The sequence below is a fragment of the Sphingomonas sp. 1F27F7B genome (assembly GCF_005503355.1).
Lineage (GTDB): Bacteria > Pseudomonadota > Alphaproteobacteria > Sphingomonadales > Sphingomonadaceae > Sphingomonas.
This window is the reverse complement of sequence record NZ_SCMK01000014.1, coordinates 55,190-79,549: the sequence shown is the minus strand read 5'-3', so window position 1 is coordinate 79,549 and position 24,360 is coordinate 55,190. Positions and strand designations below refer to the sequence as shown.

17 protein-coding genes are annotated in these 24,360 nt (G+C 66.5%); 11 read left to right on the top strand and 6 right to left on the bottom strand.

Annotation, left to right across the window (positions count from 1 at the left end; all coding sequences use genetic code 11):
* Positions 1–23 precede the first annotated feature (23 nt).
* Together FFS08_RS14155 and FFS08_RS14150 are read right to left on the bottom strand one after the other, a co-directional pair.
* Entirely contained in the window at positions 24–1,397 is a 1,374-nt protein-coding gene (locus FFS08_RS14155) for a transposase (RefSeq protein WP_066489957.1), read from the bottom strand.
* 269 nt (positions 1,398–1,666) lie between these two features.
* Positions 1,667–2,329 (bottom strand): recombinase family protein, encoded by a 663-nt coding sequence (locus FFS08_RS14150; protein WP_171012613.1) that lies wholly within the window; start codon positions 2,327–2,329, stop codon positions 1,667–1,669.
* A 120-nt stretch (positions 2,330–2,449) separates the two neighbouring features.
* Between FFS08_RS14150 and FFS08_RS14145 the strand changes: the two genes are divergently transcribed.
* The 10 genes from FFS08_RS14145 (at position 2,450) to FFS08_RS14100 (ending at position 16,776) form a co-directional block, all read left to right on the top strand.
* Complete coding sequence (locus FFS08_RS14145) at positions 2,450–2,812, top strand: AbrB/MazE/SpoVT family DNA-binding domain-containing protein (protein ID WP_208413793.1); 363 nt, start codon at positions 2,450–2,452, stop codon at positions 2,810–2,812.
* Complete coding sequence (locus tag FFS08_RS14140; protein WP_137862507.1) at positions 2,805–3,203, top strand: type II toxin-antitoxin system VapC family toxin; 399 nt, start codon at positions 2,805–2,807, stop codon at positions 3,201–3,203. The genes FFS08_RS14145 and FFS08_RS14140 overlap by 8 nt, the downstream gene beginning before the upstream one ends.
* A 48-nt stretch (positions 3,204–3,251) precedes the next feature.
* Complete coding sequence (locus FFS08_RS14135) at positions 3,252–4,646, top strand: toll/interleukin-1 receptor domain-containing protein (protein WP_137862508.1); 1,395 nt, start codon at positions 3,252–3,254, stop codon at positions 4,644–4,646.
* Positions 4,643–6,178, top strand: coding sequence for an argonaute/piwi family protein (locus tag FFS08_RS14130; RefSeq protein ID WP_137862509.1), 1,536 nt, complete (start codon positions 4,643–4,645; stop codon positions 6,176–6,178). Before FFS08_RS14135 ends, FFS08_RS14130 begins: the two co-directional genes overlap by 4 nt.
* Before the next feature lie 109 nt (positions 6,179–6,287).
* Positions 6,288–7,346 (top strand): efflux RND transporter periplasmic adaptor subunit, encoded by a 1,059-nt coding sequence (locus tag FFS08_RS14125; protein WP_137862510.1) that lies wholly within the window; start codon positions 6,288–6,290, stop codon positions 7,344–7,346.
* A gap of 11 nt (positions 7,347–7,357) precedes the next feature.
* The gene (locus FFS08_RS14120; protein ID WP_137862511.1) at positions 7,358–10,603 is read left to right on the top strand and encodes an efflux RND transporter permease subunit; all 3,246 of its coding nucleotides are present in this window, start codon (positions 7,358–7,360) and stop codon (positions 10,601–10,603) included.
* Positions 10,600–12,015 carry an efflux transporter outer membrane subunit gene (locus FFS08_RS14115; protein ID WP_137862512.1) on the top strand — a complete coding sequence of 472 codons (1,416 nt, stop codon included), beginning with the start codon at positions 10,600–10,602 and terminating at the stop codon, positions 12,013–12,015. Before FFS08_RS14120 ends, FFS08_RS14115 begins: the two co-directional genes overlap by 4 nt.
* A gap of 320 nt (positions 12,016–12,335) precedes the next feature.
* A complete protein-coding gene (locus tag FFS08_RS14110; RefSeq protein ID WP_137862513.1) occupies positions 12,336–15,419 on the top strand; it encodes a TonB-dependent receptor in 3,084 nt (1,027 codons plus the stop codon).
* A gap of 59 nt (positions 15,420–15,478) precedes the next feature.
* On the top strand, positions 15,479–16,531 hold the full coding sequence (locus tag FFS08_RS14105; RefSeq protein WP_137862514.1) for an alginate lyase family protein: 1,053 nt from the start codon (positions 15,479–15,481) through the stop codon (positions 16,529–16,531).
* 44 nt (positions 16,532–16,575) lie between these two features.
* Positions 16,576–16,776 (top strand): hypothetical protein, encoded by a 201-nt coding sequence (locus FFS08_RS14100; protein WP_137862515.1) that lies wholly within the window; start codon positions 16,576–16,578, stop codon positions 16,774–16,776.
* Here the strand turns inward: FFS08_RS14100 and FFS08_RS14095 are convergent.
* Complete coding sequence (locus tag FFS08_RS14095) at positions 16,760–18,007, bottom strand: MFS transporter (protein ID WP_137862516.1); 1,248 nt, start codon at positions 18,005–18,007, stop codon at positions 16,760–16,762. The two genes, FFS08_RS14100 and FFS08_RS14095, sit on opposite strands and share 17 nt — an antisense overlap.
* The gene (locus tag FFS08_RS14090; RefSeq protein ID WP_137862517.1) at positions 18,004–19,401 is read right to left on the bottom strand and encodes a glycoside hydrolase family 30 protein; all 1,398 of its coding nucleotides are present in this window, start codon (positions 19,399–19,401) and stop codon (positions 18,004–18,006) included. Before FFS08_RS14090 ends, FFS08_RS14095 begins: the two co-directional genes overlap by 4 nt.
* 314 nt (positions 19,402–19,715) lie before the next feature.
* On the opposite strand from FFS08_RS14090, the gene FFS08_RS14085 reads away from it, so the two are divergent.
* Positions 19,716–20,702 carry a cupin-like domain-containing protein gene (locus FFS08_RS14085; RefSeq protein WP_137862518.1) on the top strand — a complete coding sequence of 329 codons (987 nt, stop codon included), beginning with the start codon at positions 19,716–19,718 and terminating at the stop codon, positions 20,700–20,702.
* 41 nt (positions 20,703–20,743) lie between these two features.
* Here the strand turns inward: FFS08_RS14085 and FFS08_RS14080 are convergent, their stop codons facing one another.
* Both FFS08_RS14080 and FFS08_RS14075 read right to left on the bottom strand, forming a co-directional pair.
* On the bottom strand, positions 20,744–22,255 hold the full coding sequence (locus FFS08_RS14080; RefSeq protein ID WP_249341065.1) for a tryptophan halogenase family protein: 1,512 nt from the start codon (positions 22,253–22,255) through the stop codon (positions 20,744–20,746).
* Between the two features lie 86 nt (positions 22,256–22,341).
* Positions 22,342–24,285 (bottom strand): glycoside hydrolase family 3 protein, encoded by a 1,944-nt coding sequence (locus tag FFS08_RS14075; RefSeq protein WP_137862519.1) that lies wholly within the window; start codon positions 24,283–24,285, stop codon positions 22,342–22,344.
* Between the last annotated feature and the right edge of the window lie 75 nt (positions 24,286–24,360).

Here is a 24,360-nt window from a genome sequence, read left to right as displayed (position 1 = left end):
TAGATCACGCCGCGCCTCAGCGATCAGGCATATCGTCGAGCAGGCGAGGCGATCACGTCGTGTTCAATCGACCGGGCCGAGATTTCAGCCGGAGTCAGGGCCGCGGGGACGCACACCCCCCGACGCGGCTTGCCGTTCAGTCGGTTCGATCGCGCAAGGATCATCAGGTTCATCACCGCCGCGCCGATCAGGAACTCCTCTTCCGCTCCGCGGATACCGCGCAGGTGAAGCCGCCTCATGCCATGCTTACCCTTGGCGTCAGCGAAGAACCGTTCAACCCCGCGCCGCAACCGCATAGACCGCTTGTAGAGCCCGGTTTCCACTTCGGCTCTGGCAAGATCGCGGACGTCCTCATCGTCCAGCCGAACCAGGGTACGACGCCGCGCCGTCGTGCATTTCTTCCGAAGCACGCACGCCTCGCAGTCACGCGCATCGGCTGCATAACGGTGTACGCCGGTGGGCAGATGGAAGGCATGATGTCGGAGCGGCTTTCCGGTCGGACAGGTAAAGCTGTCAATGTCACGATCATAGCTGAAGGCCGTTCGCGGCAGCTTGCCCTTGGTCTGTTGCGTACGGTCGATTACCGGAATGTGCGGGATTGCGCCGTGATCCCTTACGAAGCCGAGGAAGTTGGCGCTGCCATAGGCTTTGTCGGCCGCAACCCGCTTGGGACGATAATCAAAGCGATCGGCCGATCGCTCGAGCATGACGCGCCCCGCATCAACTTCCTCCGCGAACCGAGCCGGTGTCGCCTTCACATCGAGAGCGACGCCACTCGGGGTGTCGACCAGCGCATTCAGGGCGTAGCCGAACCGGCCACGCACCGTTCGCGCCGACCAAGCCGCGGCAGGATCCGTTCGAGAGACGCCTTGGCAGCTTTTCGAGCGCGCCATTTCAAAGACGGCATCTCTTGTGTCGTGCACCCACTCCCTAACCGCGCGCGACGCGTTGGCGACATACGGCAGGTAGCCAGGAACGGTCTTGCGCTGCCAGCTCGCATCAGCCGCTATGAACGATGCATCGATCGCGGCGTCTTTTCCGCCAATCAGTCCTTCACTGATGCAGCGTCGGACCGTGCTTTCGAACAGGATCCGGAACACGTCGGCATCGCGGAAACGACCGTGCCGGTTCTTGCTGAACGTCGAGTGGTGCGGAACCTTGTCTCCCGGCGCGAGACGGCAGAACCAGCGATAGGCCAGATTGTAGCGCAGCTCCTCACACAGGCGCCGTTCGGACGTGATCGCGTAAATGCGGCCGACCAAGGCCATGCGGATGAGGAGTTCGGGATCGATCGATGGCCGTCCCCTTGCGCTGTAGTGACCGGCCAGTGCCTGTCTCAACTCGCCGATGTCGAGACATCGATCGACGCGACGCAGCAGGTGGTCTGTGGGCAACATGGCTTCTATGGTGCGGCGGGACGCCCCGTCCCGCTTACCGCGACAGGCTGGTCCCATCATAGCGACGCTCCTTTCGGCAGCCATGAAACGAAGGAGCAACCCAGCATGTCCGGCATTTTTCAACAGGCCCGGTCGGTTTTGATGCTGCAGACGCGACCACGGTTTTCTAGGGGTTTGCGTGTGTCAGAACCCCGGTTCAGAATGTCAGCTTCCAAGACCGGCAACTTGCCTCGGCTACGTTTGCCTTTGGGTCGAGAGCTGCCGTTGGACTAATTTGCCGGCGCCTCAGTCTGCCGATCAAACATAGACTTCGCCCGGTGCAGGGCCGTCACCCTCTTTACCTGCGCGATGCTGCACCCCGCGAGTTCGGCCGTTCGCGCGATGCTCATGCCCGCCTCGCGTAGACCGACGATGCGCTTATGAAGAGCCGTGTCCGGCTTCCGGCCATTGTACCGCCCTGCCCGCTTGGCGATCTCGATCCCCTCGCGCTGGCGCTCGCGCCGAGTCTCGTAGTCGTCGCGCGCGGTCTGGAGAGCGACGCGCAGCAGCATATCCTGCACCGCTTCGAGCACGATACGCGCCACACCCGCGCTGTCAGCGACGAGTTCGGATAGATCGATTATGCCAGGGATTGCCAGACGAGCGCCCTTGGCACGGATCGTCGCCACGAGCGCCTCTGCGTCGGGCAGGGGCAGACGGCTAATCCGATCAATCTTCTCGGCCAGTACCACTTCGCCCAATTGCAAATCTCCAATCATGCGGATCAGCTCCGGCCGATCGGGCCGCGCTCCCGACGCCTTCTCGCGATACACCGCCGCCACATAATAGCCTGCCGCTTGCGCGCCCGCGACGATCGCCTCCTGGCGTTCGAGGTCCTGCTCCTCGGTGCTGACACGCAAGTACACTCGCGCAGCACGAATAGGGATCGTCATAGTGGCTCCACCGGGTATACCCTTGTGAGCCAGTCATGCAGCAGGCGGCTCAGAAAGGCAATTCCCGGTCCTACGTAGCCTAGCTAAGCGGACCGGGTCTAAGTAGCTGCTCCATCATCGATGAACGCTATTTCGGTGATCGGGCGTGCATTGGTCCCTGTCTCCACGCTGGCGTCCGATTTTGCTCTCCGGTATAAGGCCGTTGGACAGGTCGGATCAGCGGGTTTGGTGCAGATGGAAGCACAGAGGGTCAAGATCGTGGACGGCGGTAAGCTCGTGATCCCGGCGGCAATGCGCCGTGAGCTCGGGATCACTACGGGTGACACCGTTCTCGTCGATGTGGACGATGGCGAGTTGCGGGTACGTTCCGTACCTAAGGCACTTGAGCGTGCTCGCGCGATCCTGCGCAAGTATGTGCCCGAAGGCGTCGGCTTGGCTGACGAGCTGATCGCGGAGCGTCGGCGTGAGGCGGAGCGTGAGTAGCAAAGTCGTACTCGACGCCTCCGCCCTGCTCTGCCTTTTAAACGATGAAGCCGGGGCGGATCGGGTAGTCGACGTCCTGACCCGCAGCATCATCGGAACGGCCAACCTCGCAGAGGTCGTTTCCAAGCTAAGGGACCGAGGATTGCCGCTCGACGAGGTGCGTGAGGCGCTTGGCGGGCTGCACCTCGATGTCCGGCCGCTCACTCCTGCCCAGGCGCTCATAGTAGGCGACCTCCGGCCAGCGACGAAGGCGCTCGGTCTGTCTCTCGGCGACCGGGCATGCCTTGCCTTGGCGATCGACCTGCAAGCCGAGATGCTCACAACGGACGGGCCACTTGCGAGCGCCGAGGTAGGCATCACCATCACCAACGTGCGCCCTCTGGCAGAGTAGTCGCACATTCTTGCTTTTAGGTACGGCACTCTGCAGGCGGGAACTCCCATGACTACCGCTCCGACACCGGTGCGCGACACAATTTTGATCACGCACGCCAATCCTGAGGACAATCGCTTCGCCCGGTGGCTTGCCGGGCGCCTCACCACGGCCGGATACAAGGTCTGGGTCGACGTTCGCGCGCTTCGGGGTGGCGACGATTTCTGGGACAAGATCGAGCACGTGCTGCGGCACGAGGCGATCAAGCAGATCGTCGTCGTGTCCGAGCACATCGGCAAGCAAGGCGTAAAGAAGGAACTCGCCCTCGGCGACGTCATGCGTCGCAAGCTCAGCGACCCGGAGTTCATGGTCCCAATCCGGATCGCCGACGTGGACTTCGGCGAATTCCCCACAGAGATCATCCGCCAGAACGCACACAATGCGTTCCCTAACTGGGCAGCCTGCCTTCAGCCCCTGTTCGAGACGCTCGACACCTCACGGGTGCCGAAGGTTGAGCATCTGGACGCCGAGCAGCTTGCGATGATCGTCGCTGCCCAAGAGGACGGTCGAAAGCTGGTCACTCCAAATCCTGAGACGCTTTACAGCAACTGGTTCGAACTCCGGGCGAGGCCTGACGTCTGGATCCTGGAGGCTAAGGGAACGACTGCGCAGCTGGAAGCGTGGAGCCAGTTCACCAAGGCTCCCCACGTCCTTCACGAGGGAGGCGCTATCGCCTTCTGCGGACCCGATGCGATCGAGCGTCTCGACAATGGCGCGCCGCCGTTGAAGGCACGCGCTAGCCTGCCTTTCAACGGCGTGATCGACGGTACATATAGCCGCCACTTCGGTGAGCGTTCCAACGCGCGGCGGATCGCCGTCAACCTGATGCGCCAGCATTGGGACCTGGCCATGCATCGTCTCGGGCTACTTCCTGTCGATTTCGCCTCGGGCGCCCGCGGCCGCTTCTTCCCCGACGGTCTCATAGACGGAAGGGTAAAGCTGACGCTGAGCGATGGACATCGGGTCGACCGGGTCCTGAGCGGCAAGTTCAAGGATCGGCGCTGGCATCTGTGCCTTGTTGCTCAACCCAAGCTCTGGCCGGATGCTCTCTTCCGGGTCCATGCCAATGTCGCGGTGACGACCGATGGCCGAACCCCGCTTCCGGGTGAACAGCTGCAGCGCATCCGATTGCGCCTCACGCGGTCTTGGTTCAACGACAAATGGCGCGACATGCTGCTCGCCGCGATGGGCTGGCTTGCCGAAGGTGAAGCGGCACTAGACATTGCCGCGTCCGGTGAGCGCCTCACCGTCGCTAGCTTACCGATGAGCTTCGACTTTCCGGTCAGCTTCGCCGCGGAAGAAGACCGCCGAGCCGAGGAAGACGAGGCAGGCCAGATAACCCTGTCAGAGGACTTCGAAACGGCCTTCGACCGGGATGAGATACCGGAGGAGGCCGACGCATGAGCATCCTCACGCACCGCATCGCCGAGCCTTTGCTCGAGTTCGGTCACGGGCAGCAGATGGAAGCGCCAAAAGATGGGCTCTTCCTCTTTGGGCCGCTCGAAGGTCCAGATGGCCGCTCCCAGGTGCGTTTGGGCGTCATCGGGACGGAGAGCGGCGTCGGCCTATCCCGCCGCTGGTTAGAGCGGATCAGCCTGCATATACCCGGCAAAGTTGATGCGAAGGGCAAGCCCGTCCTATGGGCACCCGCATGGCCAGGCTTCGAGGCCTGCTTCGGCATCGCGCTGCCGACCCGCGGCATGGTCGAGCTAGCGGTCAAGAGCGGCGACATCGATCACTGCATCAAGAAGAACAATCGCGCCGACGCGGTTCGTTCCACGGTACTGCTGTTCGCCAACGCGATCCGCGCGCACATCCGCGCCGAGGAGCGCCGTCCCGACGTCTGGCTCGTTGTCGTTCCGGACGTCGTCTATCGCTATGGACGCCCCCAGGTCGCACCACCGCCCAAAGACGAGCGCACCCCCTCCGACATCACGAGCTTCAAGGACGCCAAACGCTTCTTCCAGATGGGGGGCGACCTGTTCCCAGACACGGTGCGGGATGCCGAAACCTACCTGTTCTCGAGCAATTTTCACCACCAGTTGAAAGCCGAGTTGCTGCAGGACGGCGTCGTCCTCCAGCTGATCCTCGAAAGCACGCTGGTCGACCGCAACCTCAACATCACCAACGACCGCCGGCGCGGCCTCCAGGACGAGGCCACGGTTGCCTGGAACTTCTGCACCACGCTCTACTTCAAGATGGACGCCAAGCCGTGGGCGCTGGCCCATGTCCGCCCTGGTGTTTGCTACGTCGGACTGGTGTTCAAGAACGACGACACGCCTGCGGCAACGGGCGAGGCCTGTTGCGCCGCGCAGATGTTCCTCAACTCAGGCGACGGTCTCGTATTTCGCGGCGCCCTTGGCCCTTGGTACTCCGACGAGCGCAAGGAATATCACCTGTCGAGGAGCGCGGCGGCGAATTTGATGACCTCGGTGGTCGAGGGCTATAAGCTCAAGCACGGCAAGCCACCCAACCAGCTATTCATTCATGGGCGTCACCGCTTTTCCAACGATGAGTGGGACGGCTTTTGCAGCGCAGTGCCCACCGAAACACAGCTGGTAGGAGTCAGGATCAAGCAGCTCGATGATGTTCGGCTGTTCCGTCCCTCTGCGTCGACACCCGTCCTCCGCGGCACGGCCCTCACCGTGGGTGACTGGTCAGGTTACCTTTGGGCGCGGGGGTTCGTGCCTCGGCTGGCAGGGTATCAAGGGTTCGAGACCCCCAAGCCGCTCACCGTCGACGTGACGCATGGCGAAGGGGACATCGTAGAGGTGCTCGGTGACATCCTTGCGCTCACCAAGGTCAACTATAACGCCTGCGATTTCGCGAGCGCCCTGCCCGTGACGCTCAAGTCCGCCGATCGGGTAGGTGAGATCCTGATGGCGTCGCCACATACCGTTACCGCACCGCCGCTGCCGTTCCGGCACTACATCTGATCCCATGAGCGCCGACTGAGGCAGATGGCAGGTCGAGCGTGAGGCAAAAACTCTGACGTCCACCAATTTAGGTGCAAATCCGCTATTTCGGGAGCGTGCCGCCGGGCAGATGCCGTCCACCATTTCAGGAAAACCTACAGTCGGCCGCTTCGAGGCGATCCAGACCGTCGAGGTGCGCCCGCGCGCCTCGGGCTATCTGCAGGGCGTGTGGTTCAAGGACGGCCAGTTCGTCCACAAGGGCCAGCTGCTCTTCACCATCGATTCACGCCCGGCCCAGGCCGCCGTCGCCCAGGCTGCGGCGCAGGTCACCCAGGCCAAGGCGACGCTCGCCAACGCGCAGACCGAATATGCCCGTTCCGAGGCGCTGGTCGCCCAGCGCGCCGCCAGCCAGGAAGAGCTGGAGCAGCGCCGCGCCGCGCTGCGTTCGGGCGCGGCGCAGGTTGCCGCCGCGGAGGCCAATCTGCGCGCGCGCCAGCTCGACCTCGGCTTCACGCGTGTCGTCGCGCCGCTGACCGGCCGGATTTCGGCGCGCAAGGTGGATGTGGGCAATTCGGTCACCGCCGACCAGACGGCGCTGACCACGATCGTCTCGGTCGATCCGCTGTATTTCGTCTTCCAGGGTTCGGAAGCGCTGCTGCTGAAATATCAGCGCCAGGGCACCGGCGCCCAGAACGGCACGGCGATCAAGGTCAAGCTCTCCGACGAGAACGACTATGCGCATACGGGCGCGCTCGACTTTGTCGACAACGCGCTCGATGCCGGCGCCGGCACGATCCGCGCCCGCGCGGTCATCGCCAATCCGGGCGGCTTCCTGAAGCCCGGCATGTTCGGTTCGGCCCGGCTCGAGGCGAGCAAGCCCTATCCGGCGCTGCTGGTGCCCGACACGGCAGTGATGGCCGATGCGGCGCGCCAGATCGTCTTCGTCGTCGACAAGAGCAACACGGTGACGGCGCGGCCGGTGCAGACCGGGCCGCTCCGCGGCAATCTGCGCGTGATCCGTTCGGGCCTGACCAAGGATGACCGGGTGGTGATCGATGGCACCCAGCGCGCCCGCCCGGGCGTGAAGGTCACGCCGCAGCCGGGCAAGATCACCGAAGCGCCGGCGCCCGCCGCTGCGCCTCCGTCCGATCAGCCCGCCGGCACCGCGCTGCCCGCCGGCAACCGCTGAGGATCGAGGCAATGAGCGAACCCCAGGCTTTGCCGCCCGAGGCGCCCGTGCGCAGCGGCTTCTCGAGCTTCTTCATCGAACGGCCGATCTTCGCGGCGGTGATCTCGGTGTTCATCACGCTGATCGGCGCCTTCTGCTATCCGCTGCTGCCGCTCTCGCAATATCCCGAGATCGCGCCGCCGACGATCGCGGTGAGCGCCTTCTATGCCGGCGCCTCGCCGGAGACGATCGCGGAGACGGTCTCGACGCCGCTCGAGCAGGAGATCAACGGCGTCGAGGGCATGCTCTACATGAGCTCGTCCTCCACCCAGGGGCAGGCGACCGTCACCGTCACCTTCAAGCCGGGCACCGATCTCGATGCCGCGCAGGTGCTGGTGCAGAACCGCGTCAACCTGGCCGTGCCGCGCCTGCCCGAGCAGGTGCGCCAGATCGGCGTGACGGTGAACAAGCAGGAATCGGGCTTCCTGATGATCGTGGCGCTGACTTCGCCCGACAACAGCCTCGACGTCGATTACATGGGCAATTACGCCAACACGGTGATCCGCGACCGGCTGCTGCGCCTCGAGGGCGTGGGCACGGTGCAGGTCTTCGGCGGTGGCAATTACTCGATGCGCGTCTGGATCGATCCGGACAAGGCAGCGGCGCGCAACCTGACTTCGGCCGAGATCGTCGCTGCGCTGCAGGCCCAGAACGTCCAGACCGCGGGCGGCGCACTCGGCTCGGCGCCGACGGGCAAGGACAATCCCTCGTTCGAAGTGCCGGTGGACGTGCGCGGCCGTCTCGCCACGGTCGAGCAATTCTCCAACATCACGGTGAAGTCCGATCCCACCGGCGCCGCGCTCACCAAGCTGGGCGACGTCGCGCGGATCGAGCTGGGCAGCCAGGACTATTCGATCCGCGGCTCGTTCGGCGGCCGGCGCGGCATCGCGCTCGCTATCGTCCAGCAGCCGGGCGCCAATTCGCTCAACGCGGCGGACCTGGTGCTCAAGGAGATGGAGACGCTCAAGAAGGACTTCCCCCAGGGCCTTCAGTACACCATCCCCTACAACCCGACCGAATATGTCTCGGCGTCGGTGGAGGCCGTGCAGCACACGCTGCTCGAAGCGGTGGTCCTGGTCGTCGTGGTGGTCGTGATCTTCCTCCAGACCTGGCGGGCGGCGGTGATCCCGATCGTCGCCATCCCGATCGCGCTGGTCGGCACTTTCGCGGTGCAGCTCGCGCTCGGCTATTCGATCAACTCGCTGTCGCTCTTCGCGCTCGTGCTCGCCGTTGGCATCGTGGTCGACGACGCGATCGTCGTGGTCGAAGCGGTCGAGAAGCATATCCGCGAAGGCAAGACGCCGCGCGACGCCGCGCACCAGACGATGAAGGAAGTGTCCGGCGCGCTGGTCGCGATCGGCCTGGTGCTCGTCTCGGTGTTCATCCCGACCGCGATGGTCGGGGGAATCCCCGGCATCTTCTACCGCCAGTTCGCGGTGACGATCGCCGCGGCATCGGCGATCTCGCTGCTCGTCTCGCTGACGCTGTCGCCGGCGCTCGCCGCGCTGCTGCTCAAGCCGCACCAGCATATCGACGCCGATAGCGGCCCGCGCTGGATGCGACCGATCAAGGTGGGCGCGGAGAAGTTCAACCAGGGCTTCGACTGGCTGTCGGACCGTTATGGCCGGGTCACCGGCCGGCTGATCCGCATGGGCCTGATCATGATGCTCATCTATGCGGGGCTGCTCGCATTGACGGGCTGGCGCCTCACCGCCACGCCGACGGGCTTCATTCCCGAGCAGGATCAGGGGTTCCTGATCGGCGTCGTGCAGCTGCCGCCGGGCTCGTCGCTCGAACGCACCAGCGAAGTCGTCGACAAGGCCTATGCCATCGCCGCCAAGACCGACGGCGTGATCGACGGCGCGGCCTTTGCCGGCCTCGACGGCGCGAGCTTCAGCCAGGCGTCGAACGCAGGCGTGTTCTTCATCAAGCTGAAGGACTGGTCGCAGCGCGGCAAGCAGCAGAGCGCGGAGGCGCTGGCCGGCCAGCTGACCGGTGCGATCGCCGGGCAGATCAGCGGCGCCAACATCTTCATGATCTCGCCGCCGGCGGTGCAGGGCCTCGGCAACGGTTCGGGCTTCGTGATGATGATCGAGGATCGCGCGGCCAATGGCGGCTGGCGCGGGCTCGAAGGCGCAACCGGCGCGATGATGGGCGCGGCGATGCAGGAGCCGAAGGTCACCCAGGTCTTCTCGCTGTTCAACACCGCCAATCCGCGCATCCGCGCCGATGTCGACCGCGACAAGGCGCAGATCCTCGGCGTCCAGCCGCAACAGGTGTTCGACGCGATCGGCACCTATATCGGCTCGACCTATGTCAACGACTTCAACCTGCTTGGCCGCACCTTCCGCGTGACGGCGCAGGCCGAGCCGGCGTCGCGCGACGACATCAGCGATATCGGCCGCCTGCAGGTGCGCTCGTCGAGCGGGCAGATGGTGCCGATCTCGGCGGTGGCCAGCTTCCACCGCGACTCCGGTTCGTCGCGCGTGGTGCGCTACAACCTGCTGCCCGCCGTGGAGCTGCAGGGCGCCGCCGCACCGGGCGTATCCTCGGGCGATGCGCTCGCGGCGATGGAAGCGATGGCGAGCAAGGTGCTGCCCCAGGGCTATGGCTATGAATGGACCGGCCTCGCCTATCAGCAAAAGGCGGCCGGCAGCTCGTCGGCGCTGATCTTCGTGCTCGCGGTGGTGTTCGTCTTCCTCGTGCTGGCCGCCCAGTATGAAGCGCTGACGCTGCCGCTCGCGGTAATCCTGATCGTGCCGATGTGCATCCTGGCGGCGCTGCTCGGCGTGAACCTGCGGGGGATGGACAACAACATCCTCACTCAGGTCGGCCTCGTGGTGCTGATTGCACTCGCTGCCAAGAACGCGATCCTGATCGTCGAGTTCGCCAAGCAGGGCGAGGAAGAGGGCATGAACCGGTTCGATGCCGCGGTCCATGCCGCCCGTTCCCGCCTTCGCCCGATCCTGATGACTTCGTTCGCCTTCATCTTCGGCGTGATCCCGCTGGCGATCGCCACCGGTCCGGGCCAGGAGATGCGCCAGTCGCTCGGCACCGCGGTGGCATTCGGCATGGTCGGCGTCACCATCTTCGGCCTGATCTTCACGCCGATCTTCTACGTGCTGCTGCGCAAGCTGGGCGGCGGGAAGGTGGCGCATCACGGGCCCACCCTGCCGGCACCGGAGACGCCTGCCGCCGCGACGGGAGAAGCGCAATGAAGCGTACCCTGACCCTGATCGCCGCGGGCCTGACGCTGTCGGGCTGCGTGGTCGGCCCCAACTATGTCTCGCCCGCGCCCAAGGCGCCGGCCCAGGGCGATCTGAGCCAGGCGAGCGCGCCGGGCTTCGTCGCGGACGAGCCGCCGGCGGACTGGTGGAAGCTGTTCGACACGCCGGTGATCGACCGGCTGGTCGGCGAGGCGCTGGCGGCCAATACCGATCTGCGAGTCGCCGCGGCGAACCTGCGCCAGGCGCGGGCGAGCCTGCGCGAGACGCGGGCCCAGCGGTTGCCGACCACCAACGTCACGTCCAAGGCGACGCATGCCCGCGTTCCGGGCGCGTCGCTGGGCATTCCCGGTTCTTCGTTCGAAGGGGATACCTATGATGTCGGGCTCGACCTGAGCTATCAGGTCGACCTGTTCGGCAAGATCACCCGCGCGATCCAGGCCGGCCGCGCCGATCTGCAGGCGAGCGAGGCCGCCTATGACCTGGCCCGCGTCACGGTGGTGGCCGAGACGATCCGTGCCTATTCGGATGCCTGCGCCGCGGGCGAGCAGCTCAAGGTCGCCTCGCAGACGCTCAAGCTCCAGGAAGACACGTTCGACCTGACGCGCCGGCTCGAGGCGGGCGGGCGCGGCACCGGGCTGGAGACCAGCCAGGGCGCGGCCCTGCTGGAGCAGACCCGGGCGCAGGTTCCCATCTATGAGGCGCAGCGCAAGGCCGCGCTGTTCCGTCTCGCCGTGCTCACCGGCAAGCCGCCGGCGGAGGCGCCGGCCGACGTGGCGGGTTGCGAGACGGTACCGGTGGTGAAGCAGGCCATACCGGTCGGCAACGGGGCGACGCTGCTCGCCCGCCGCGCCGATGTCCGCGCCGCCGAGCGCCGGCTCGCGGCCGCGTCGGCGCGGATCGGCGTTGCCACGGCGGACCTCTATCCGAACATCTCGATCGGCGGCTCGATCGGTTCGACTGCGCTGGCCCCCAAGGATATGTTCAACAGCTCGAGCTTCCGCTTCAGCGTGGGGCCGCTGCTGTCGTTCAGCTTCCCGAACATGAGCGTCGCCCGGGCGCGCATCGCCCAGGCCGAAGCGGGGGCGGATGCTGCGCTCGCCACGTTCGACGGCACCTGGCTGACGGCGCTGCGGGATACCGAGACGGCGCTGGCCGCCTATGTGGCGCAGGGCCAGCGCGTCGAGGCGCTGCGGCGCGGCCGCGACCAGAACGTAGAGGCGGCCCGCATCGCGCGGCTGCGCTACCGTGCCGGCGCGGAACCGTTCCAGACCGTGCTCGATGCCGAGCGTTCGCTCGCCACGAACGAGCTGAGCCTGGCCCAGGCCGAATCGGACTTCTCCGACGCGACGGTCACTCTGTTCCTCGCGCTTGGCGGAGGTTGGCAGCAGTCTCCCCAGGGCTGAACTGCCAACCCCCGCCCCCGCGCCCCCGCGTGCCTCCCGGCGCGCGGGGGCGCGGCTGTTTCCCGTCGCGCCAGGCGCCGGGAACGCTCTTCCCTACCCGAAAGCGCAGCTGGACGCAGCCCGCAGATGTGCGCGCATCGCAGCCGCCTGCGGATTTCCGGGCCTTTCCGCTCGGAGTGGCTGCCTTGCCCGACCAATAATGCAATGTGGCCTGACCATTCTATTGACACTCGTTCGCGTATCGGCCTTATTGGTCTGACACCGGTGGCCAGCATGACTGGCGACAGAACAAGCCGGGTGACAGAGGGGGAGGGAGAGTCATGCGACGGACTACTCTATTTGCTGGCACGGCGATCTGTGCCGTCCTGACGGCGGCGCCTGCGTTCGCCCAGAATACCAACATCGATACCCAGGCAAGCGCGCCACAGACCGAGGAGCCCGTGCCGCAGAGCGCGGACCAGATCGTGGTCACCGGTTTCCGCCGGGCCTATGCGGACGCGCTCAACATCAAGCGCGAATCCGATCAGATCACCGATTCGATCTCGTCCGACGGTCTTGGCCGGTTTCCGGACCTGAATGTCGGCGAGGCAGTACAGCGCATCCCGGGCGTGCAGATCAACCGCGAGGCGGATTCGCGCAACGCCACGATCTCGCTGCGCGGCCTGCCGGGCTCGTTCGCGCGCACCACGCTGAACGGCGGCGGCTTCGCCGATCCGATCCTGGGGAGCGCGACCAACACTTCGTCGACGCCGCTCGGCGCGTTCAATTCCGACATCTTCTCGTCGATCACGGTGGTCAAGTCGCCTTCGGCGGCCAACCTGGCCGGCGGGCTTTCGGGCAATGTCGACTTGAAGATCGCACCGGCGCTCGGCCGCAAGGCGGGCGGCTGGGCCAAGGCCTCCTATGAGTATAACGATCTCGGCGATCTGGGCAGCCCGGCGCTCGCGGCCGGCTACAATGCACACATCACCGACGATTTCGCGGTGTTCGGTGTGGTCTCGTGGAAGGACGAGAAGTTCCGCCGCGACTCGATCTCGGTGAACAGCTGGGCGAACAAGCTCGGTTCGATCCAGGTGGGCAACCAGGCGGTGCCGGCCTCCAATCCCACCTATCAGGCGCTGATGGCGCAATATCCGGGCGGGGTCTATTATCCTACCCAGGTCCGCCAGTTCGCCCGCCTGAACAAGGGGCACCTGCTCACCGGTGCCGGCGGTTATGAATGGCAGGCGAGCGACACGCTCAAGTTCGGCGCGACCGCCTTCTACACTGAGCGCAACCTCGATCAGGGCACCAACCACCTGCTCTACATCGACACGTCCGCGGGCAACAACGGCACCGGCGCGCTGGCGGCCAGCTCGGCGGTGGCGCATTTCACCAGCCTGGGCACACCCTATGTCGTCCAGACGCCGACGGGGCCGCGCGCCTATATCAACCAGTTCACCGCCGAGAATCTGCAGACCTACGACTCGATCCGCTCGGAGCCGGCAAAGCAGAAGACCTGGGCGATCAACCCGACGATCGAATTCAAGGACGATCAATGGCGCGTGACGGCGCAGGGCACGATCTCGCGCGCGCAGGTGCTCGCCAATCAGATCGAGTTCGACATCATCCAGAACCCGTATCGCAATCTGGGCACGGCGGGGCTGAACGGGATCACCGCCTCGGTCTATACCGGCGGCACCAGCCTGCAGAACGCGGTGTTCGTCCTGAACACGCCCAATGCCTCGCACATTCCGACGGGCGGCTATCCGCTCGCCTCGCCGGCGAACCAGGCGACTCAGGCGGGCGCGCAGATGCCGGGCGCCCCGGCCAATACGCTGGGCGATCGCTTCGGCGTCACCGGCACCAACGGCCAGTCGTGGAACGCGCTCGACGCGGTGCAGCTCGATATCGAGCGCAGCTTCGCGGGCAGCTTCCTTTCCGGCTTCCAGGTCGGCATGCGCTACGAGCATAACGAATATAGCTCGATCGGCTCGCGCAATACTTCGATCGGCGCGGTCACCGCCAATGTCACGCCGGCGATGTCGCAGGTGAACCCCTATGTCGCCGACTTCTTCGGCGGCACGGCGGGCGGCTATACCAGCAACTGGCGCAGCATGGACGTGAACCAGGTGCTCGGCGCGATCACGCCGGTGGTGCTGACGACGCGCCCTTCGCAGTTCGCCAACGGCCTGCCCCCCCAGTTCGCCATGGGCGAACAATATGGCGTGTTCCTCACGCCCTATGGGCTGGTGAACAATTATTGGGATCCCAATTACTGGAACAACAACTTCACCAACACCAAGAAGGTGATGTCGGCCTATGCCATGGCCAGGTTCGACGGAGACCTGTTCGGCATCCGCGTCCGCGGCAATGCCGGCGTGCGCTACGAGGCGACCACGCAGAAGATCGACGCGCTGGACTGCCGCAACTGCCTGGCGGGCCTGTCGCTGCTGCCGCTGCCGATCAACCACAGCATGAGCACGCGGACCTACAAACAGAATTACGACTATTGGCTGCCCTCGGCGATGTTCGCGGCGGATTTGGCCAAGAACCTCGTGTTCCGCGGTGCCTATTACCAGACCTATGTCCGCCCGCAGCCGCGCGACAATGTGCCCACGACCACGATGCAGATCCCCGATCCGGCGGTCGTCGGCACACCGGCCTACAATGTGATCATCGGGGCGACGAACCTCAGCCCCTATACGTCGGACAGCTACGACCTGTCGCTCGAATGGTACAACCGCCCCGGCGGCGCCTTCGCGATCGCCGTCTATCAGAAGGACATCCAGGGCTATGTCGGCCCGATCACCGATCGCCGCGTCCTGTGCCCAGCCAACGGCATCTACAACGGCATCGATTTCGGCCTGGGCGCGCTGCAGGACGACGGCACCAACTGCAACATCGTGGGCAGCCCGACCGGCGCGCGCGTGACGGCGAGCGGCGTTACCAACCAGAAGCCGATGCGGGTGCGCGGCGTCGAGGTCTCGGTGCAGCAGAACCTAGATTTCCTGCCGGGCTTCCTGAAATATCTCGGTGGCGCCGCGAACTACACCTATACCGACATCGACGGGAAGGACGCCCAGGGCAATCCGATCACGCTCCCCAGCGTCGCCAAGCACAACATCAACCTGATCGGCTATTACGAAACCAAGCTGTTCGGCGTGCGCGTGGTGTTCAATCATCGCGGCAAATATGATCTGGCAGCGGGCAACAGCTTCGTCGGCGACGCCCGCACCGTAAAGGCGCGCAGCCAGCTCGACGCATCGGCTTCGCTCAACATCATGAAGAATTTCTCGATCTCGATCGACGCGTTCAACCTGACGAACGCGACGCGCTCGGAATATGAGAACGACCCGATGCTGCCCCGTCGCATCGACTATGACGGCCGGACCTATACGCTCACGATCCGCAGCAACTTCTAGCCTTGGTGCGGAGCGGCCGATCTCCCGCCGCTCCGCATTTTTTTGAAGGGTTCGGTCCGATGAAACTGCTTCTGTCCGGCACGGCCGCGCTGCTCCTCGGCGCTCTCCCCGCATGCGCCCAGGATCATGCGATCCTCGGCGCCGGCTTCGCCAGGGCGGTGGCCCCGGACGATCCGGTCGCGCGGCAGATACGCGGCCGGGCGAACGCGGCGCTGGAGCGTCCGCCGGGCGCGATCCCGCAGCTCCACACCGAAGGGACGCTGCCGGGCAAGGGCATCCGCGAAATCAGCATCAAGGCCAAGCAGGACCAGGGGATCGTCATTGCCCTGGCGCTCGCCTGGCGGCTGACCGGCGACCGGCGCTATCTCGACCAGACCGCGCGCTATCTGGAGAATTGGGCGAGCATCTATCAGATGTCGTTCAATCCGATCGACGAGACCGGCTTCGACACCTTGCTGTTGGCCACGGACCTGACCGAGGCGGACCTGCCTCCCGCGCTGCGCACCAGGCTGGCCGGCTTCTGGCGGAAAATGGCGGCGGGCTATCTCGATGCGATGGATGGGGGACCCAGGAACGCCAACACCAACTGGCAGAGCCACCGCATCAAGCTGGCCACCATGGCCGCGTTCCAGACGGGCGACGCCGGGCTGATCGCGCGGGCGCGGGCGGCGTTCCGCAAGCAGGTCGGCGCGAACATCCAGGCCGACGGATCGGTGTTCGACTTCCACGAGCGCGACGCGCTGCACTATGTGACCTATGATCTCGATCCGCTGCTGATGGCGGCGCTCGCCGCAAGGGCACATGGCGAGGACTGGTATGGCTGGAAGAGCCCGTCGGGCTCGAGCCTGGCCGGCGCGCTTGCCTGGCTGGAACCCTATGCGACGGGCGAGAAGACGCATGTCGAGTTCGTCCATTCGCGGATCCAGTTCGATCGGGACCGGGCAGCGGCGGGGCAGAAGGAATATGCGCCGCACCCCTGGGATCCGGGCAATGCAGTGAACACCTATGCGCTCGCCCGGCTGATGGCCCCCGGCTATCGCGGCTTTGCCACGAAGCTTGCCGAGCGCACCGGGCGCCAGCCGATCGACTGGATCATGCTGCTCGGCCGCTAGGCGGCACTGGACAGGGATCGCTCCGTCTGGCTATCCGCCCGCAAATGCCAGTCATCACCACCGTCATGAATTCGACCACCGGCCAGCCGATCCAGAAGATGAGCTTCGGCCGCATGCCCAAGCCCTGGGCTTCCTTCACGCTCGAAAGCGGCGAGCTGGTCGCGATCGACCGGGTCGACATCGGCAAGCCGGCGCCGGGCAAGGTGGTGGTGCCGGTCTCCGTCTGGGTCACGCCGAAGAAATAGGCCTGCGCCGCGCTGCCCAGGCGAAGCCCGCGACATAGAGATAGGCAAGGGCGGGCACCGCGAAGGCCCAGCCCAGCCCGGCCGCATCGGCGATGCCGCCGGCGAGCAGGGGCAGCGCCGCGCCCGGGCCGACCGCGAGGACGAGCAGCCCGGAGGTCGCGGCGACCGGCGCCGCCGAGCGCTCGAGCGTGAGCGCGAAGATGGTAGGGAACATGATCGAATTGCACAGCCCCACCGCGAGCAGGCACCAGGCGCCGGTCCGTCCGGGCAGCGCCAGCGACCCGAGGCAGAGCGCGGCGGCGGCAAGACCCGCCAGCAGGAGCAGGCGCGGCGCGGGCGCGAAGCGCAGCAGCCAGCTGCCGGCGAAGCGCCCGACCAGCGCGCCGCCCCAATAGAGATTGGCGACCCAGGCGCCCGCCATGTCGAGCGGCAGGCCCAATGTCTCGGCCTGGGAGAGATAGAGGATCAGCGTGCTGCCGATCGTCACTTCGGCGCCGACATAAAGGGCGATGCCGAGCGCGCCGAGCAGCGCCCAGCGCGAGCGCAGCGCGGCGAACGCGCCGGCGGCGGCGGGCGCTTCCGGGATCGCGGCGGCGGCGATGGCGCGGCGCGCGGCGATGGCCAGCGCGGCAAGGGCGGCGACGAGCAGCGCCATTACCAGATAGGCCTGCATCATCGCCGCGATGCCCGCGCTGCGCTCGGCGGTGGAGCGGATCGGCTCGTGCGAGCGGAACACCGCGCCCGCCAGCACGAAGCGTGCGCCGAAATGCACGCCGCAGACCACGCCCAGCGCGTTGAACGAATGCGCGAGGGTGAGCCGGTAATGGCTGCGCTCAGGCGGGCCCAGCGCGGCGGCGAGCGGGTTGGCTGCGACCTGGAGAATGGTCACGCCGCTCGCCAGCACGAAGATCGCGGCGAGCACGACGCTGAAATCGGGGAGGCGACGGATGCCCTGCATTGCCAGGCATCCGGCCGCCATGACGGCCAGCCCGGCCAATATCGTCCGCATCGCGCCAAACCGGGCGAGCATCGCCGCCGCCGGGAGCGACAACAGGAAGAAGGCGACGAACGAAGCGATCTGGGTGAGCAGTGCCTCGGTATAGCCCAGTCCGAACACGCGCCGCGCTGCTGCGATCAGCGGATCATTGTTCGCGCAGACAAAGCCCCAGCCGAAGAACAGCGCCGTCACGCTCGCAAAGGCGAAGCGCGTCGGGGCGGCGGATGCGCTCAACGGGGCTTTCGCCAGCGGAAAGTCGCGGCGCCGTGTGAGGCGAGGCGATAGGTGAAGCGGCGGCCCTCCGCCGTCACGTCGACGTCCTTCGCAGCAGCGGCGGCGTTGAATGCGATCAGCACGCGGGTGCCGTCGGGATTGGCATAGGCGACCGTCTCGATTCCGTCCGGCGTGCTGGTCGCGCCGATCCGCCAGGCGCCGGGGCGGACGAAGCGCGAGGCCTGGCCCAGCGCATAATATTCGGGATTGCGGGTGATCGCGCCCGTCTTGCTGTCGATCGTCACTACGCCGCGGCAATCGCCGCAGCCGCCGAGATGGGGGCCGTGATTCTCGTCGAGCGCCAGGTTCCACATCAGCACGCCGCGCGCCCAGTTGCGCGGGGCGCCCATCACCAGCGTGCGCAGCGTCCAGCTCCAGCTGTCCGCCCAGGGCCCTGACCAGTTGCCGCCCGAGCATTCGGTGAAGAACACGTCCTTGTCCGGAAAGGCGTCGCGCACCCTGGTCTGGGCCGAGACGTCGCCGCCATAGCAATGCCAGGCCACGCCCGCGACATGGCGGCGGGCCGCGGGATCGGCGAGGACGCCGAGCGGATGCTCGGGCTTGTCCCAATTGTGATCCCAGTCGAGGATCTTCGTGCCGATGCCCATCCGCGCGAATTCGGGGCCGACATGGTCGCCGATGATCCGCGCGCGCTGCGCGGCGGAAAGGCGCATGCCGGGATAATTCTCCGGCTCGAAATCGGGTTCGTTCTGGATGCTCAGGTAATCGATCGGGCCGATCTCGGCGGCGAAGGCCTGGACGGTCCTGCCGAGATAGCGGGCGAAGGGAGCATAGGCGCGTTCGTTCAGCGTACCCTTCACCAGCGAATCGGTCGACTTCATCCAGCCCGGCGCGCTCCAGGGCGAGATCATCACGGCGAGCCGGGGATTGATCGCGCGCGCGGCGCGAGCGGTGGGGAGCACGTCCTGCTTAGCGGGGGCAATCGAGAAATGCGCGAGGTCCGGATCGGCCCCGCCCTTCGCCATGTCGTCATAGCTGTAATGCGCGCGCGAGAAGTCCGAGGCGCCGATGGTGAGGCGGGTGAAAGCGAAGCCCAGGCCCTCATTGCCGAACAGTTCGCGGAGCAGGGCGCCGCGCTGCCGGGGATCGAGCCGGTGCTGGATCAGCCAGGCCGAGGCATCGGTGATCGCCGCGCCGAAGCCGACCATGCGCTGGTAGCGTTTGCCCGGATCGACCGTGATCGCGGCGGTACCGCCGCGCCGGAGCGGGAGCGAAGGCTGCCTGGCGAGCAGGGCCGACTTGTCGGGCAAGGTGAGCCAGACCTCTACCTGCGGCCTGGGGGCGGGCGCCGCGGCCGTGACGGCCAGCAGGGCGAGGGCGGGCAGGATGCGCATCATGTCTCTCCTCATCGCAGGATCGGGAAGCTTGCCGATCCGCGCGTGCAGCCGATCGCATCGACGCGGAAGGGGCGGGCTGTTAGGATAAGAATAGATATAAGAAATTGATATTTATGGAATATTTGCTTCCATTTCGTCATCTCCGCGCAGGCGGGGATCCAGGGTGGCGCAGGATGTCGAAGCCATTGCGCGAGCGCCCTTCGGAGGGTGCGGGGCTTGGCCGTGCGCGCTCCGCCCTTGGCCCTGGCTCCCCGCCTGCGCGGGGATGACGGTTGAAGGGATATGGGCTCTTGACCTAGGCTCGTCAGGTCATGAACCCCATTCGCCTCTGGCACGACGTCACGCCCGCCAAGTTCCAGGAGATCCGCGCGGCCGCCGAGCCCGCGGTGATGAAGGGGCTCGCCGCCGACTGGCCGTTCGTGCGCGCCGCGGATGCCGCCGCCTATCTGCGTGCGATGGCCTTGCCCGGCACGGTGCAGTACATGCGCGCGCCGCCCGAGATCGAGGGGCGCATGCATTATGGCGCGACGATCGGCTCGCGCAATTTCACGCGCGAGGAAGCGCCGTTCGCAGCCTTTCTCGACCGGCTGGCCGAGCAGGCGGAAGCAGATCGGCCCGAGGCGCTGGCGCTGCAAGGCTTGCCCGCGCCGCAGCTGATGCCCGGCTTCGCCGAAGCCAATCCGATGGCGCTTGTCCCCGGCGTCTCGCCGCGCCTGTGGATCGGCAATGCCGCCAAGGTGGCGATCCATCACGATCCGACCGAGAATATCGCCGTGGTCGGCGCCGGCCGCCGTCGCTTCACGCTGTTGCCGCCCGAGCAGGTGGGCAATCTCTATATGGGCCCGTTCGACCCGACGCCCGCCGGCGTGCAGGTGAGCATGGTCCATCTGACCGCACCCGATCATGCGCGCTATCCGCGCTTCGCGGCGGCGATGGCGGCGGCGCTGATCGCCGAGCTCGATGCGGGCGACGCGATCTACATCCCCTATCAATGGTATCACCATGTCGAGGCGCTCGATCGCTTCAACGTGCTGGTGAACTATTGGTGGGATCCGGTGCCCGACGCTTCGCCCTGGGAAGCGATGATGCACGGTTTTGTGAGCCTCAGGAGCCTGCCGCCCGACCAGCGCCGCGCCTGGCGCGCGATGTTCGATCGATACGTCTTCCTGGCCGATGGCGATCCCGGCGCGCACTTGCCGCCCGAGGCGCGGGGCGTGCTGGGGGCGACATCGCCCCAGGCGATCGCGCAGATGCGCGCGATGCTCTTCGACGGCCTGCGCAAGCGGCTGCGGCGCTGAGGACATGTCGATCCTCTCCCGGAGGTCGGGAGGGGTGCGGGCTAGGCGGCACATGTCTTGGCCACGAACTCGGCATGGTCCGGCATCAGGGACACGCACCTCGCGATTACGCGCTGGATGTTGCCGAGATACTCCTCGACCTGCGCTTCGGGCTTGATGTCGACCAGCGGATCGTAGCCGCGCGGGATCACTCCCTGGCCCAGGAAGACCTGGATCCAGCTCTCCTCGGTGAACAGTTCGTCGTCCTCGCGGAAGATGCGTCCGTTGGCGGCGAACAGGTCGATCTTGCGCTGGAGCGTGTCGGGCACCTCCATGTCGCGGCACTGGCGCCAGAAGGGCGTGTCGTCGCGCGTCGTCGCCTTGTAGTGGAGGATGATGAAGTCGCGGATCCGCGCATATTCGAAGTCGGTCTGGCGATTGAACTCGGCGATCGTCGCGGGATCGAAGCCGCGATCGGGCAGCAGCCGGACGAGGCGGATGATCGTCGACTGGATCAGGTGGATGCTGGTCGATTCGAGCGGCTCGAGAAAGCCCGAGGCGAGGCCGACCGCGACGCAGTTCCGATTCCAGATCTGCCGGCGCTTGCCGGTGGTGAAGCGCAGCTTGTTGGTGTCCGCGAGCTGCGCGCCGTCGAGATTGGCAAGCAGCTGGGCCTCGGCCTCCTCGTCGGAGATGTGGGCGCTCGAATAGACATGGCCGTTGCCGGTGCGATGCTGGAGCGGGATGCGCCATTGCCAGCCGGCAGTGCGCGCGGTGGCGCGAGTATAGGGGGTGAAGGGTTCGGTCCGCGCGCAGGGCACGGCGATCGCGCGGTCGCACGGCAGCCAGTGCGTCCAGTTCTCGTACCCGGTCTTCATCGCCTGCTCGATGATCAGGCCGCGAAAGCCCGAGCAGTCGATGAACAGGTCGGCGGCGATCGTCTCGCCGTCCGCCATGGTCACCGATTCCACGAAGCCGTCGTCGCTGCGCAGCGTGACGTCCGCCACCTTGCCTTCGCGCCGCATGACGCCGTGCGCCTCGGCATAGCCGCGCAGATATCGGGCGTAGAGCCCGGCATCGAACTGGAAGGCGTGCGCGATGTGCCCGATCGGCGATTCCGCCATCTTGGGATCGGCACGCATGAACTTGTTGGCGCGCGCGGCCGCGCTGTTGATCGAATAGGCGGAGAAATCCGCGGCGCGGCCCCGGGCGCGCATCTTCAGCCAATATTGGTGGCAGCGCAGCCAGCCCAGGTCCTGGCCGATCACGCCGAAGGAATGGAAATAGGCGTCGCCCTTGTGCGCCCAGTCGACGAACTCGATGCCCAGCTTGAAGCTGCCCTGGGTGCGGCGGACGAAGTCGTTCTCGTCGAGCTCGAGCAGCTCATTATATTTCTTGATCGCCGGGATGGTGGCTTCGCCGACGCCGACCGTGCCGATCTCCTCGCTCTCGATCAGCGTGATCTCGTACAGCCCCTGGAACAGCTTGCCGAGCAGCGCGGCGGTCATCCAGCCCGCCGTGCCGCCGCCCACGATCAGGATGCGCTTGATCTGCTGCATGGTGCGCCCGTCCATCCCCTCTTCTCGTCACCCCGGCCTTGCATCTGCGGCCCCAAGCTTGCCTCCCGGCGGACCCCGGAACAAGTCCGGGCGCCGGGTGGTCAGCAGGCCGTGGGCACCGCCGGCTCGGGCAACGGCCCGGTGCGGCCCGGCTTCGCATAGCTGAGCCCATAGCCGCGGGCGAACTGGACGATGCTCGCCGGATCCTCGCCGGTCGAGCAGGCCGAGCCCGGCCAGGCGAAGGAAAGGCGGCCGACGAAGTCGTGGCGCCCGCCGACCAGCAGATCGGCCAGGCCCTCGCCCTCGGTGCCCGGCAGGAAGGCGGCGACGAACGCGTCGGACAGGTTGATGAGGTCGTTGGCATAGGCCGGGCGCCCCGAATAGAGCACCGAGACCACCGGCAGCCCCTTGCCCGAGACGCGCTGGAGCACCGCCAGGTCGGCGGGGTGAAGCGCGCTGTGCGCCGCCGGCTTGGGCGCACGGACATCGCCATTATACTCTGCGTAGGGCGTCTCGCCGATCACTGCGACGACAGCGTCGAATTTGCCGGGATCGATGTCCCTGGCGTCTTCCGAGTAAGTGACCTTCGCGGCGCCGAGCGCGTCGCGCAGCGCGGCGAGCAGAGTGGTGCCGTCCTTGAAGTCCGCATTCCTGTTCTCGGTGCCCTGCCAGGTGAGCGACCAGCCGCCGGTCTGGTTGGAGAGGCTGTCCGCGCTGGCGCCGACTACCAGCACGCGCTTGCCCGCCGCCAGCGGCAGCACGCCCCGGTTCTTGAGCAGCACCACCGACTTGCGCACCGCTTCGCGGCCGAGCTCGCGCGCGGCGAGCGCATCGGCCTTGCCGGCAAAGGCGCCGGCGTTCGGGTTGCGATCGAACAGCCCGGCGCGCAGCTTGACGCGCAGGATGCGAGTCACCGCATCGTCGATCCGCGCCATGGCGATGCGCCCCTCGCGCACGTCCGCCGCGGTGTTGGCGATGAATGCCTTCCAGTCGTCGGGCACCATGATCATGTCGATCCCGGCATTGACGGCCTGGGGGCAGTGATCCTTGGTGCAGCCCGGCACCTGCTGGATGCCGTTCCAGTCGGAGACGATCAGCCCGTCAAAGCCGAGCCGGGCCTTGAGCACGTCGGTCAGCAACTCGCGGCTGCCGTGCATCTTGCCGTAATCCTTGCCGGCGGCGGTGTCGTTCCAGCTGCTGTACGAGACCATCACCGTCTGCACCCCCGCTTTGAGCGCGGGGTAATAGCCGGCGCCGTGCACCTGGATCATGTGGGTGCGGGCGGCGCGGTTCTCGCCCTGGTCGATGCCGTCGAAGGTGCCGCCGTCGCCCAGGAAATGCTTGGCCGTGGCGATCACGTCGCCGTCGCCGGTCAGGCCGCCCTGCAGCCCGTGCACCATCGCACGCGAATAGGATGCGACGATCGCCGGATCGCTCGAATAGCTCTCATAGGTGCGGCCCCAGCGGCGGTTCTCGCCCACTGCCAGCGTGGGCGCGAACACCCAGGAGATGCCGGTCGCGCGCACCTGGCGGGCGGTGGCGCGGCCGATCCGCTCGACCAGCGCGGGATCGTGCGCGGCGCCCAGGCCGATATTGTGCGGGAACAGCGTCGCCCCCGCGACATTGCCGTGGCCGTGCACTGCGTCGGTGCCCCAGATCACCGGCACCCGCACCGCCATGTCGGTTGCCATCGAGGCGCGGTAATAGGCGTCCGACAGCGCGGTCCAGTCGGTGACGGCCGCGTCCTTCCGCATCCCCGGCCAGGCGCCGCCGCCGTTGAGGACCGATCCGATGTAGTGGCGGCGCACTTCGTCCGGCGTGATCGAGCGGATGTCCGCCTGAGTCATCTGGCCGATCTTCTGCTCGAGCGTCATGCCGCGCACGATGCCCGCGATCCGCGCTTCCATCGCGGCATCGGGCGCGGTGGGGGAGCGGAGTGCCGGCCAGTCCTGGCCGTGCCAGAGCAGGTCGCCGCCCGGCGCGGTGCCGGCGCAGCCTGCCAGCAGGGGAAGGATCAGCCAGAGCCCGGATCGCAGAGCTTTCATCGCGTTACTCGTTCACTTGGGGCCGTGCGCGGGCCGCGGGGAAAGAAAAGGGGAGGCGCCGGCCATGACCGTGCA

Coding starts and splice junctions, on each gene's coding strand:
- FFS08_RS14155 (WP_066489957.1), bottom strand. CDS start 1,397: ATGTTGCCCACAGACCACCTGCTGCGTCGCGTCGATCGATGTCTCGAC.
- FFS08_RS14150 (WP_171012613.1), bottom strand. CDS start 2,329: ATGACGATCCCTATTCGTGCTGCGCGAGTGTACTTGCGTGTCAGCACC.
- FFS08_RS14145 (WP_208413793.1), top strand. CDS start 2,450: ATGAACGCTATTTCGGTGATCGGGCGTGCATTGGTCCCTGTCTCCACG.
- FFS08_RS14135 (WP_137862508.1), top strand. CDS start 3,252: ATGACTACCGCTCCGACACCGGTGCGCGACACAATTTTGATCACGCAC.
- FFS08_RS14130 (WP_137862509.1), top strand. CDS start 4,643: ATGAGCATCCTCACGCACCGCATCGCCGAGCCTTTGCTCGAGTTCGGT.
- FFS08_RS14125 (WP_137862510.1), top strand. CDS start 6,288: ATGCCGTCCACCATTTCAGGAAAACCTACAGTCGGCCGCTTCGAGGCG.
- FFS08_RS14120 (WP_137862511.1), top strand. CDS start 7,358: ATGAGCGAACCCCAGGCTTTGCCGCCCGAGGCGCCCGTGCGCAGCGGC.
- FFS08_RS14115 (WP_137862512.1), top strand. CDS start 10,600: ATGAAGCGTACCCTGACCCTGATCGCCGCGGGCCTGACGCTGTCGGGC.
- FFS08_RS14110 (WP_137862513.1), top strand. CDS start 12,336: ATGCGACGGACTACTCTATTTGCTGGCACGGCGATCTGTGCCGTCCTG.
- FFS08_RS14105 (WP_137862514.1), top strand. CDS start 15,479: ATGAAACTGCTTCTGTCCGGCACGGCCGCGCTGCTCCTCGGCGCTCTC.
- FFS08_RS14100 (WP_137862515.1), top strand. CDS start 16,576: ATGCCAGTCATCACCACCGTCATGAATTCGACCACCGGCCAGCCGATC.
- FFS08_RS14090 (WP_137862517.1), bottom strand. CDS start 19,401: ATGCGCATCCTGCCCGCCCTCGCCCTGCTGGCCGTCACGGCCGCGGCG.
- FFS08_RS14085 (WP_137862518.1), top strand. CDS start 19,716: ATGAACCCCATTCGCCTCTGGCACGACGTCACGCCCGCCAAGTTCCAG.
- FFS08_RS14080 (WP_249341065.1), bottom strand. CDS start 22,255: ATGGACGGGCGCACCATGCAGCAGATCAAGCGCATCCTGATCGTGGGC.
- FFS08_RS14075 (WP_137862519.1), bottom strand. CDS start 24,285: ATGAAAGCTCTGCGATCCGGGCTCTGGCTGATCCTTCCCCTGCTGGCA.